This window comes from Vibrio sp. SSH13-20 (assembly GCF_040104475.1).
Lineage (GTDB): Bacteria > Pseudomonadota > Gammaproteobacteria > Enterobacterales > Vibrionaceae > Vibrio > Vibrio harveyi.
The window spans coordinates 611,998-623,516 of the sequence record NZ_JBECOU010000002.1 but is presented as its reverse complement, the minus strand read 5'-3'; the positions used below and the strand labels follow the sequence as shown (position 1 = coordinate 623,516).

The following is an 11,519-nucleotide window of genomic DNA, read 5'->3' as shown; positions in this document are numbered from 1 at the left end:
TAAAAACTTACGTCCATACTTAATATCTTGCGATTCCCTCATCTTTATAATTCTTCTCATTCAAATAAGAACCATCAGAAAAATACAGAGAAGGAACACAATGGATATTTATCAAGAAAGTATCAGCTTTTTAGGTAACGGCGCGGATTTTGATGAAAACGGATTATTTCAGTGCGAGTTATCATCGGATACGAATAACCATGATGACGCACTTTTCTTAACCGTATTTAAGAACGAAGCCACCATTAACTTACACATGTCTCTCACCAGCCCTGTGGAGTTACCAACCCCTCTTCCAGAAAAGATTGCCATCGCGATTGGCGAACATGCACTTGAACCTTTCCGTGGTGGTTTTGGTATCGGTCTAATGCCTGATAGCCGAAGATTAACTATCTACAAGGTTATTTCTCTCTCAAACAAACCTCAAGATTATGTGCAGAACACTTTTCAGCAACTGTTAGAAAGAATGGAGCAATGGCACCATTTTATTGAGCAAGCGGATAACGCAGAGACAATCCCAGAAACACTTCCTGCTGGGATCTTTATTTAATCTCTACTGCGAATTCCCCTATTTAAAATACGAGTTTAATGTATGTCTACAATTCAAATTAATAGCCAGCATCGAGGTAATTTAGACCTCGCAGATATTCAAAATATCAAAACTAACGCCAAAGAAGGCGATACCGTTAAATTTGGTTCTGTATTTGGTAAAGAGTACAGCGTAACTAAAAATAGCGATGGTGACGTTACTCTAAAACAAAAAGAGAATCGCAGTTTTTTTAATCGTTTCTTTAGTAAAGCCGATTCTTCAAAAAACGGTGATTTAAAGCTAAATCAGATGAATCAGCAACTGCATAAAAAAGAAGGCAGCGGCAACGTTAAGGTCTTAACTTTGACCTATAACCAAGCAAACCAAAAGATGCCGGAAGACACAAAGAACTACTTCCAGAACCTGATTCAAAAAGGCGACTATGATGTAGTCTTGTTTGCGGAACAAGAGTCTAAATTGCTTGCTAACGATCTTGAGCTTGATGGTATGAACCTTCTGAGTCAAAACAAAATGAAAGTTATGACGAAAGGTCTTGGTGAAGGTGTTAGCTATACTTCAATGTCTGTTTTTGCAAAAGACGGCGTTGATATTAATGTCAAAAAAGAGTCTGAATACCGTCACGGTATCGGTGGTCGAAACATGGAATTCTTCATGGGTATCACTGGTAACAAGGGTGGCGTAAAAACGGCTTTGGAGATCAATGGTCAAGCCTTAAACGTCATTTCTGCACACTTGGACTCTAACAAAGAAGTCAAACGTGAATTCGAAGGTAACAAGTTGATGGAGGGGATCAAACCGAACGAAGAGGTTCTGATCACTGGTGACCTAAATGAGCGTGAAAAGCGTATCGCTGAAGGTTCTGACGTAATGTACGATCCTGTCGCACACGATGATACGCACCTAGCCAAGCACGGTTTTAAGTTCAAACCACTTAATAGCCACACCTACATGCAACTTGATAAGCACACTGGCAACATTAAACAGAAAGAAGGTCGTGACCGTCCTGACTTCGGTGAGCTCGATAATACCGGCTTAACCAACAAAACAGGCAACTTACAAAACCATGAAACCAGTGTTATCACTGAAGGTTTTGAGAATATCAGCGACCATAAGCCAGTACAGTCTACTTTTGAAGTAAGAGGCTTTTCTCAAAAGCTGATTGAAAACGCACAAACACATACAGCAGCAGACTTCAAAAATGAAGCCGCGTACTTAAAGCCTGGTACTGATCCGGCAAAAGCGACGTTTGAAGATGTGACCTCAGCGAACCAAGCTCGTCTTGGTTTAGAAAACTTGAGTAGTGATGAACAAGCGTTTGTAAAAGAGAACTTCGCTAGCTTTATCATCGGCAAAGATGCCATCTTTAGCCAGCTAACAAGTGGCTTTATGGAAGAGATGGGTCAGCTTCACACCGCTAACCTGACCACAGGTCAACTACAGACTCAACAAATTGCATTGAGCGAGAAATACGAACAGCTAAGTGACAAAGTAAACGCTCAGTTTAACCAGCAGTTCGTTGCTAACCTTTAAGACAGACGCAACCAGAATACCTATTTGTGAATCTATCTAGATGAATAGGAGTGATGAATACAAAAGGTGATCGTAAGGTCACCTTTTTGCGTTTTAGGACAGAGCCAATCCCACCTCCCACTTCCCCGCAAGACTGATTAACTGCGGCTTTCTACGGTTGAACCGGATCGAGCAATAGTGATTCACGAATCTGCTTTTCTTTGAAACTCGATAAGATAAACATCATCAGATAACCAAGACACAAAGCGACAATGATGGCGACGACATTGTGGGTAAATGCGGATATCACGTAGAACATAACAACTAAGGTCACGATACCTGACAAGCGAATAAACAAGCTGGTTTTGAAATAACCATTCGCTTTGATATACGCAAGTTGATAAGCGTTGAGCATCATGAAAATAAAGAAGATAGAAAAATGAAACAGCACTGGTACTGCACCCATATATTCCGGCGGGAAAAGCCCAGCGACAATGTTTGAACCAAACAGCAGCATCGTCGTGAAGAAAACAGCGCTGACAATAAACGACAGTTTAAACACCCAACGTCGTATCAACTGAATCTCTTGGTATTCCCCGTTACGGATTTTGACCGACAGCTCTGGCAATACGAACCGGTAGATAGGGAAAACAAACAACATGGTCATATACGTAAATACTGGGCGAACTACCACCTGAAAGTCCCCCAGCTCATCGACACTAAAGTAACGAATCGTCAGTAACACCGCGATGTAGATCATCAGAATGCTGGCACCCGCCTCAAGCGTAGCTGTAAAACTCTTCTTCACATAACCAAACATGTCCGGATCTAAACGTACCGGTTTAATTGGGAGAGTAGAAATCACTTTGCGGCGGCTGATGTACATGTACAAAGCGGTAATGAGTGAAGAAATGGTCAACCCATAAAACAATGCCGTTAGTGCGCTGTATCCAGCAACATAATAGGCGAACAAAAACAGAAGAACATTGAGTGAAGGGTCAAGCCAAGTCGTACGGTTAGTAATATCGTACAGGCGGTACATCGCGACGAGGTTCGTAAAGTACAGTTTAAGTCCAAGACCAAAGATTATCCCGACTAACTGAAGATACTCCACTCCGATACTAAGGCTGTGTTTGATATAGGGAATCACACCTCCCCAAGTAATCAAAACAACCAAAATCAGAGTGAATCGAAAGATATTGATAATATCCGTGTCATTCTGAGTTTGAGAATAAGTAACGACCATAGAAGATCGAAACCCAGTCATTAGAATCATAGAAAGCGAGATGATATCAACCACACTGTGAAATAGGGCTAGGTCGGTTTTCGGCACCCAAGCAGCAAGCCAGATTTTGAATGTAAATCCGATGCCTATACTGACTAAGGTCGCCCATATTCCAGAAAGAAACGCATTCTTTACTTTGGTCACTGATTCTGACTGCATTCCAGATACTGATGTCCATTTAACTGAGATCTTTCATGTTATTGAAAGTAATTCTCATTTACAAGCAAGTTTTATATGACCAAACAAAGGTTGCAGAAATACAACCTACTTAACTTCTCAACCGTAGAAAGCCCTTCAAACAAAGGGCTGAACAGAAAACATTCGATCCATATACCTAAACCAATCTCACCGAATCCTGCGCCTTGAGGTCACTTGGGTATATATCAATCACACATTACTGCGGATTCTTTCTTTGGCAAAGGTATAAGCGCATGCCAACTTGATTGATGTCCAGCCGTGAGATTGACCCCCACTGAATTTGACCCGTAATCTCACTTGATCCCCACCATGAGACCAAGACAAGGTGTTTTGAATTAAAGAAGGAGTGTCTCGATGCACCTGAACTTTGGTAATCGAAAAGTCATGTTCTAGCACTGCATACTTGTTGTCCGCATAATAGACCACAACCACCAGCGCACTACCCAACAACGCTTTAGTGCCTTTAATGAGCTTTTGTGGCTCATTTTCTACCGCGTTAGCGAGCTGTTTACCAATATTGCCCGAGAGACATTCCAACGTCCTACTTCGTCCTGCATCATCATTAATGAACGTTTCTTTCAGCGCCTCAAGCGTGCCATTGAGCTCTTCCTGTCTGAGGTCGAAATAAGTGTTCCCCAGAATTTGCCCAATACCCGGGTTTTTACAGTTAATGGTATTGGTCGCCTTAGCAATTGCCTTCAGAGAGATAGGTTCCGTTACGTACTTATCTCCTACTCGTAGCACTAACTCAATATCGGCAGTGTTGAGGCGGTTGTCCAAATACGCATCAGGCACTAGCTCGATAGAATCGATCTTAAAATCACCATGCTTTTCTTTCAAAAACGCGCTTAAACCATCCACTGCACCAACAGAAGTCGCTCGTATCCCCTCGAACTCTGTAGCAGTAATATCCGGTGAATATTTCGCGAACATCTCAATAAACGCATGGTTATCAAGCTGGATGACATTTGGGTTTACCTTGAGAAGCTGAGCATAAAAAATAGCTTCGGAGCACTTGCCGATTGCGTTGGAATTCGCTTTCCCACCTTCAGGTTTATGTGTAACAGACAAAGCATCGTTAAACTGCTGCAAAGATCGCGCATTATCCTGAGCGATCTTATTCTCAGCTTTAGGTGTTGCGTAGCTGGTCGCTAGCTTGATCGCAGAGTCAGGACCACTTTCAAACTTAAATCGGATCAACAGCGTAATATTGTCGGCAGTAATGCCAACGGAATTCGAGCCAACCTTGGATATGCTGACGTTTTTTATCTCGTGAACATCAATTTTAAATTCTTTAACACCCTTTAGCCTTTCGCCATCATACTGAGTAATAACATTGAAGGAGTCATTCATAAACAAGGAGTTAAATGCCTTTTCGATGGTTTCAGAGGCTTGGTTATATTCATCCAGAAACAAGCCAAAGCATTTCTCTCTCAGCTCATAAAGAAGCTTACTGCGAAACTCTTCAAGTTCTTGCGTGAACTTAGGACAAGACTCTTTTAGTAAACGCTTCAATTCACGTTCTGTCGCCTCATTAGACACATCACCCACTATGCGATTAGCACTATCGAGTAAAAACTGACGGTAAACCTTAGCAAAGTAATCATTGAATTCACTCTGAAGGGAAGCTGATCCAAAGTATTTTGCAATAAAGCTTTTTGCTCCTAAATTCTTTGGCTGTATCACTCTTTTTGGCCTTATTTTGAACAGGTTGACACAAACAACGTCTCCATTAGCTAGATGCAAGGTTAGATCAGGCGCGACATTTGAGTTGTCAGCCTCAAATTTGTTCGTGACTTGAGAGATGTTACTTTGCTGCTCAATGATAAATCGCGCAGTCCCCGAAGCAATCCCATCAGCTTTCGGAAGCGTTTTCGCCTGTAAATAGTGCTGGATTTCAGAAGTAACCGCTTGAACGTGGAGATCTCCACTTTTTCTTGGCGTTGGGTTTGGCATAAGTTTATCCGCGATGAATGTCATATCACGCTAGCATGAAACGTAGATTCGACAATGGCACATTAGCGCAATCTCAGCAACTAGAAGAGTTTAACTAACAGATTGATAAGCTTATTTAAAAACCTAGCTCACGCTTTTTTTCGCTCAATATTCAATAAAAAAGCGCATCTCAGACAAAAATCCAAGTGCGCTTTCATCAACAACAGTCAAGTATCAACAGTTAAGTATCAACGCTTAAGCGAACGATAGACACCTAAGGACAATCTCTAATCCGGTTTGCGGTCTGAAATCACCTTACCATCTTTAATCGTAATGATGCGTTTAGTACGCTCTGCCAAAGCGTTGTCGTGTGTGACGATGATGAGGGTTCGACCTTCTGCATGAAGTTGGTTGAACAAGGCTTCAATCTCTGCACCTGATTTGGAATCCAAAGCACCAGTTGGTTCATCAGCAAGGATAATTTGCGGGTCATTAACCAAAGCTCGTGCAATCGCAACCCTTTGTTTTTGACCACCTGAAAGCTGGTTCGGCTTGTGATCGAGTCGATCCCCTAGCCCCACTTGTTCTAACAATTTTGCAGCACGTTGGCGACGCTCTTTAGCTTTGATACCCGAATACACAAGCGGTAATGCGACATTATCTAGAGCCGTTGCGTATTCAAGCAAATTAAAGCTCTGAAACACAAAACCAATCTTTTGATTGCGAATCCCTGCTAGAGCATTAGCAGTTAAGCTTGCAACATTTTGACCACCCAAAAGGTATTCACCATCCGTCGGTTTGTCCAGGCAACCAAGCATATTCATCAGCGTCGATTTGCCAGAGCCAGATGGCCCAAGAATAGAAAGAAACTCTCCTTGGTTGATGGTTAAGTCAACGCCGTCTAGTGCACGTACTTCGACCTCACCATTCGCGTAGTACTTACAAATATTAGTCAGCTCGACAAGCGGCTTGTTCACCATGCTTTCTCCAGAATTATTATTCACTTTGTAGTGCCTCCAGCGGACTCACTTTGGCTGCCCGATTGGCAGGTAACCAAGCTGACGCGACGCCGATAAACACCAAGGTAGAGATCACTATCGCAACCACGGTCCACGAAAGTTCTGGAACCGGTTTACCGAGATCCTCATAGAAGACATTCCCTTCTAGATTGATGGCACTGATTGCGGAAATGAGACTGTAGGTAACACCGAGCCCCAACGCGCCTCCCATCATCATGGTCATTAACGATTGAACTAAGTAATGCAGACGGATCGCCGTTGGCGTTGCCCCTACCGCCATACGAACTCCAATATCTCGGGTAGAGCGTTTAACAGTCGCGTACATCACATTCGCGATCCCAACACCAGCCACAGCTAGCGTGACAAAACCAATAATGCCGAGAAAGCTTTGCAAACCTATCAGGAACTGCTGCATGCTCTTTTGTTGCATGAACATATCTTCCACTTGTACGACTTGTTCATCACTGACACTGGCTCCATGTTTACGCGCAATCACTTGGCGAATGGTTTCAGCCAACCTCTTGCGGTCGGTCTCCGATTTTGGCTCAACATTAATACCACCAATATCACCATTTGCATGAAAGCGTTGCCAAGTCGCAAGCGGAACAAAGCTCGAATAATTGATGTCATCACCTTGCTCAACGCGTCCACTGTTTTTGGCAAGTACCCCGACCACGGTAAACTCTTCGCTACCAATTTTAACCTTTTTACCAACCGGATCGGCTTGCAAGGTAACAGCGGCAAACCAGTTAAAATCATCAACTGGGTTGAACAAATCCGCTGCTAATGAATAACCGAGCACAACCACTTTGCGCATCTGGTTTTGATCAAGAGGATTCAACCATCGCCCGCCGGGTAAAGGCTTCAGATTAGTCATTGATGCGTAATCCGTTGGAACCGCGAGCGGCTTTTGCCATGATCCTCGGTTTCCTGCTGTGATGTTTTCATTCCATTTCGCGCTGGGTGCTACACTGGCTACTTCAGGTAATGCCTTGATGACTTTAGCGTCATCTATCTTAAGCGTAAGAAATTTACCTTGATGAAAAGCGCCATGATCAACCGTCGCAATCCCCCCAGTCAGATAGATCAGATTACCATTGCCATTTTGCGCCGTTTTCAGCACGCCCTGTCGAATTCCCTCACCAACAGCCAGCATGGCAGCGATACAAAGCGTTGCCCATGCCACCGCCAAAATCGTTAAGCCTAAACGCAACTTTTCTGCTGACATCTCTTGGAAGATTTGTCTCATTGGTAACAGCATGATTATGCCCTCGCACTCAAAGCAATTACTGGTGTGAGACGAGAGGCTCGTCTTGCAGGAAAGTATGACGCCATCAGTGCCAAAATCAGCGTGACTAAGAGTGACCATACAATAGAGCCGAGTGTTATCACCGGTATACCAACCCATTCAGGAAGGGTGATTGAGCTAAGTAAGGTCACAATACTATAAGCAAACATCAGCCCAACTCCGGTTCCAACAGCAACAAGAATGAGCCCTTCTAAAATAAACTGATTCAGTATCGATTTTTGAGTAGCGCCTATCGCCAAGCGAACCCCAATCTCTCTTGTTCTCTCAGTCACCGACAGAAACATAATATTGGCAACACCAAGTGCACCAACAGCCATGGTCATAGCACCACTTGCGCCCAAGAACACCTGAATGCCACGGAAGATCCCCTTAATCAATGAGGCTCCTTCACTAAAATCTGGCATATCAATCGCATCTCTATCGTTAGGGTCAAAATGAAGCAATTTCGCATAAAAGTCAGCAACGTTTTTCCTAAATGAATAGGCATCCATACCCGCGGCAGGCTTCATCAACAACATCCATGGCTTGGTGTTCCACAGATCTCGATAGGTCGTTTGAGGGATGAAGACGGTACGGTTATCACCAAAAGAAATACCAGAGTCCTCATTTTTGAGTACGCCAATCACCAGAAAAGGAATGCCATTGACTTTCACCGTATTACCAGTGGTAAGTGCACCCATCTTCGCGATTTGATCACCTAATACTGCGACGCGTGTGTGATTGTGGATATCACTCGGTGAGATATGGCGCGAGCCTGTTTCAAACTTGCTTTGCATTAGTGAAAAATACGTCGAATCTATGCCGCTCACATTACTCGATAAACGTTGTCCTTTTTCATTGGTAACGCTGCCATCCCACTTGGCATACACACTGGAAACATCCTCGACAAAACCCGCGCTCTTGATCATCTCAACTTGCTCTTGTGAAATACTGATTTGACGCCTAGCCGGTAAGCCTTGCCAAGCCTTACTTGTGCTTGAGGGAAATGCCACTTGGACGTTGTTCATCAAAAAAGAAAGCTGTTGAGTTTGATGACGATAGAAACCCTCTCCCAACGCAATCAACACCACCACTGAAATGACACCCCAAGCAATAGCAATGATCGCCAACGCACTTTTCATACGATGCGCCATCAAAGTTTGCCAGGTTTGCTGTAATAGATTGGTCATGAGTTAAAAGCTCGAGAAATCAACGCCATCGTGTCATCATCCAGCTTTCCTGCGGTTTGAAGCAAACCAATGCGCTGACGCCAATAGCTGTACAAGTTGGTTTTTAGGCTATTTTTGGCTTCAAACAAACTGTTGTGCGCACTGATCACCTCTGAGACTTCCAACAATCCTGCGTCGTAAAGCTTCTCTTTACTGCGTAAGACTTTCTCGCGAGAAAGCACAAGCTCGTTTGCCATCAGCACTTGGTTCCAGTTGATCTCGACCTGAGTAAACTGCTGGATAACGCGCTTATGAATATCGATTTCAACTTTACGCAAATCTTGTTTCGCACTGAGGATATTAAGTGACGCTTCATCAACTTTCGCGCGCGTTGCACCGTTGAGGTCAATTGGCACGCTCAAGGTGATGCCAGCGTTGAACTCACCGTCTTTGCGTCGATCATCATCGTTGTAACCAATGTCACCTTTCAACGTGGGGTAGTAGCCACCTTTCGCTGAGTCTTTGGCAAACTCACTGGCTTTGACATTTTGCGCAGCGACTAATAGCTCAGGACTGCTGTCTTTTGCCAGTTTCAACCATTGCTCTTGGGAGTTCACCAACATTGGTGGCTGGATGAGCGAATCAGTACGAATTTGATCAACATTTTGTGGCGTTTGGTTGATTAAAGCTGCCAGTGTCGCTCTTTTCACTTCTAAGTCAGCTTGAGCACTTAAAATACCCGCTTGTTCAGAAACCTGTGTCGCACGAATCTCTTCTACATCAACCGATTTCACTTTACCTGCACGATACCGCTTCTCGATTATTTTCAGTAACTTATTGCCTTCTTCTAGCTTAGATTGCGCCAGTTGCAAATCGCCTTGCGCACTCGCAACATCCAGGTAAGACGATAGGAGCCTTTGCGCCAATTCGTTATGTGATTGAGTCAACTCCAACTGCGCTTTAAGGTAGTTTGCATTTGCTCGGTCTAAGTCTGACCACAAACTGCTGTCCCAAATGGTTTGAGAGAGGGATGCCCCGTAGCGGTTGGTATTGTCTGCTGACTCACTCCAGTTTGAAGACGCCGTGGCAGTCAAACCGGGCAAAAGTGAACTGCGACTCGCATCAACACCGACCTCGCCAAGTTGCACGCCAATCTTAGCTTTTTCATAATTTGGGTCGTTTTGTTTTGCCTGTTGCCACGCTTGCTCGATAGAAATCGCATAGCTAGGCAAACTTAACGTGGCAGCTAATATCGCGCAGCCTAATTTGGACAAAGTTAACTTAGCCATGAGCGGCTCCCATCATCATGCTGTTGTCGATGATTTCTTCATTCAGTTCGACACCATCAAGCACTTCCACATTAATTCCATCCGATAGTCCGAGTTTGACTGGTTGTGAGTGGAAACCTTGTTCAGAAGTGTCTGGGATCAAAACGCTTGGTGTGTCGCCATTAAACTGAAGCGCACGCTCTGGCAGTGTTAAAACATTTTCTGATTTCTTTAGCGTGATTTTTGCCGTCGACGAAAAACCCGAGCGCAAACGCACTTCTTTCGGAATACTTAGTTCGCCCACTTCAACGCCAAAGCCATTATCGAAACTTTTCGCGGATGCGTTTCCAGCAGGTGAGTTTAAGTTCTCAGACTGAATGGCCACTTTAGTCAGCACTCCAGAGATCTCAACATCTGGATAAGGAGCGACAGTGATCACAACTGGCATGCCCGGGGAAAGCTGAGCAGCATCATGTTCACTCACGCTGCCTTTGAAAATCAGGCTATTCATATCAGCCAGTGACATCATTGCCGTTGCTTCTTGGCTTGATTGTGTAGAAATAATCGGCTCACCGACTTCCACTTTACGGTTAAGAACAGTGCCATCAATCGGCGCATAAATGGTCGATGTCAAACGTGCATTCCCGATAGAGGCTTCGCCGCTACGAATCAACTCAAGGTTCTGACGTTTTTGCAATACATTCGCTTGAGCAGACTTAACCGCTGATCGCGCACTCACATACTCGTCATAGTTTTTAGGAATGATGTCCTGCTTGACCAAGCTCTCTAGGTTAGCAAGCTTTTGTTTGGCTGATTCAAGATCCGCTTCACTGCGCATCAAATCGGTAGACGCATCCGTCAGTGCTTGAGGTGTCGGGTTAGGACGCACCTTAATCAAGGGTTGCCCTTGTTTTACTTTTTCGCCGACGTTGACATAGATTTCACCAACGATACCGTCAATTTGTGACTTAATAGAAACCGAGTGCGCTGGAACAATATTACCAACAGCGACCGCTTGTTTTTCAATGGTTCCTTTTTCCACCGCTAGAGTTGGAAACGCTTCCGGCTGAGCCGAAGATTGCAGATAGTAATACGCACCGCCACCGAGCAGCGCAACGCTCACAGCAGAGACAAGCCAAGTTTTTGCCATCATTGATACCAGTTATTGTTGTGTAGTCTTGTGACCATCTCGTGAACACAAAGTTCTAGGATAATATCGGCTTTAATGTAGGATATTTGTCATATTTGGTATGGCTATGTAATCACTAAAAGACAATAGCCGGAGTGAATCGCTGAAC

The 11,519-nt window shown here is 44.1% G+C and carries 9 protein-coding genes; 2 read left to right on the top strand and 7 right to left on the bottom strand.

The features are described from left to right. Window positions 1-100: 100 nt before the first annotated feature. A complete protein-coding gene (gene ati1, locus ABMY42_RS08080) occupies window positions 101-550 on the top strand; it encodes an Ati1 family type III secretion system chaperone (RefSeq protein WP_005444944.1) in 450 nt (149 codons plus the stop codon). Window positions 551-592: 42 nt separating this feature from the next. Next, the gene (ati2, locus tag ABMY42_RS08075) at window positions 593-2,080 is read left to right on the top strand and encodes a T3SS effector inositol phosphatase Ati2 (RefSeq protein WP_005444942.1); all 1,488 of its coding nucleotides are present in this window, start codon (window positions 593-595) and stop codon (window positions 2,078-2,080) included. A 151-nt stretch (window positions 2,081-2,231) separates the two neighbouring features. Here ati2 and ABMY42_RS08070 read toward each other — a convergent pair whose 3' ends face one another. The 7 genes from ABMY42_RS08070 to ABMY42_RS08040 all read right to left on the bottom strand — a co-directional run bounded on the left by ABMY42_RS08070 (window position 2,232) and on the right by ABMY42_RS08040 (window position 11,371). After that, entirely contained in the window at window positions 2,232-3,503 is a 1,272-nt protein-coding gene (locus tag ABMY42_RS08070; protein WP_038898644.1) for a membrane protein, read from the bottom strand. Between the two features lie 228 nt (window positions 3,504-3,731). Further along, window positions 3,732-5,498: a hypothetical protein gene (locus tag ABMY42_RS08065; protein WP_349266181.1), complete on the bottom strand. Its 1,767-nt coding sequence runs from the start codon at window positions 5,496-5,498 to the stop codon at window positions 3,732-3,734. 266 nt (window positions 5,499-5,764) lie between these two features. Next, window positions 5,765-6,457 (bottom strand): ABC transporter ATP-binding protein, encoded by a 693-nt coding sequence (locus tag ABMY42_RS08060; protein WP_269991559.1) that lies wholly within the window; start codon window positions 6,455-6,457, stop codon window positions 5,765-5,767. Window positions 6,458-6,473: 16 nt separating this feature from the next. Then, window positions 6,474-7,757 (bottom strand): ABC transporter permease, encoded by a 1,284-nt coding sequence (locus ABMY42_RS08055; protein ID WP_009698446.1) that lies wholly within the window; start codon window positions 7,755-7,757, stop codon window positions 6,474-6,476. 2 nt (window positions 7,758-7,759) lie between these two features. Next, entirely contained in the window at window positions 7,760-8,974 is a 1,215-nt protein-coding gene (locus tag ABMY42_RS08050) for an ABC transporter permease (RefSeq protein ID WP_009698447.1), read from the bottom strand. Next, on the bottom strand, window positions 8,971-10,242 hold the full coding sequence (locus ABMY42_RS08045; RefSeq protein WP_038898649.1) for a TolC family protein: 1,272 nt from the start codon (window positions 10,240-10,242) through the stop codon (window positions 8,971-8,973). Before ABMY42_RS08045 ends, ABMY42_RS08050 begins: the two co-directional genes overlap by 4 nt. Then, on the bottom strand, window positions 10,235-11,371 hold the full coding sequence (locus ABMY42_RS08040; protein WP_005444921.1) for an efflux RND transporter periplasmic adaptor subunit: 1,137 nt from the start codon (window positions 11,369-11,371) through the stop codon (window positions 10,235-10,237). Before ABMY42_RS08040 ends, ABMY42_RS08045 begins: the two co-directional genes overlap by 8 nt. Window positions 11,372-11,519: the final 148 nt, after the last annotated feature.

What these genes read in the sequence shown, in the direction of transcription:
- ati1 (WP_005444944.1), top strand. Translation starts at nt 101, where the DNA reads ATGGATATTTATCAAGAAAGTATCAGCTTTTTAGGTAACGGCGCGGAT.
- ati2 (WP_005444942.1), top strand. Translation starts at nt 593, where the DNA reads ATGTCTACAATTCAAATTAATAGCCAGCATCGAGGTAATTTAGACCTC.
- ABMY42_RS08070 (WP_038898644.1), bottom strand. Translation starts at nt 3,503, where the DNA reads ATGCAGTCAGAATCAGTGACCAAAGTAAAGAATGCGTTTCTTTCTGGA.
- ABMY42_RS08065 (WP_349266181.1), bottom strand. Translation starts at nt 5,498, where the DNA reads ATGCCAAACCCAACGCCAAGAAAAAGTGGAGATCTCCACGTTCAAGCG.
- ABMY42_RS08060 (WP_269991559.1), bottom strand. Translation starts at nt 6,457, where the DNA reads ATGGTGAACAAGCCGCTTGTCGAGCTGACTAATATTTGTAAGTACTAC.
- ABMY42_RS08055 (WP_009698446.1), bottom strand. Translation starts at nt 7,757, where the DNA reads ATGCTGTTACCAATGAGACAAATCTTCCAAGAGATGTCAGCAGAAAAG.
- ABMY42_RS08050 (WP_009698447.1), bottom strand. Translation starts at nt 8,974, where the DNA reads ATGACCAATCTATTACAGCAAACCTGGCAAACTTTGATGGCGCATCGT.
- ABMY42_RS08045 (WP_038898649.1), bottom strand. Translation starts at nt 10,242, where the DNA reads ATGGCTAAGTTAACTTTGTCCAAATTAGGCTGCGCGATATTAGCTGCC.
- ABMY42_RS08040 (WP_005444921.1), bottom strand. Translation starts at nt 11,371, where the DNA reads ATGGCAAAAACTTGGCTTGTCTCTGCTGTGAGCGTTGCGCTGCTCGGT.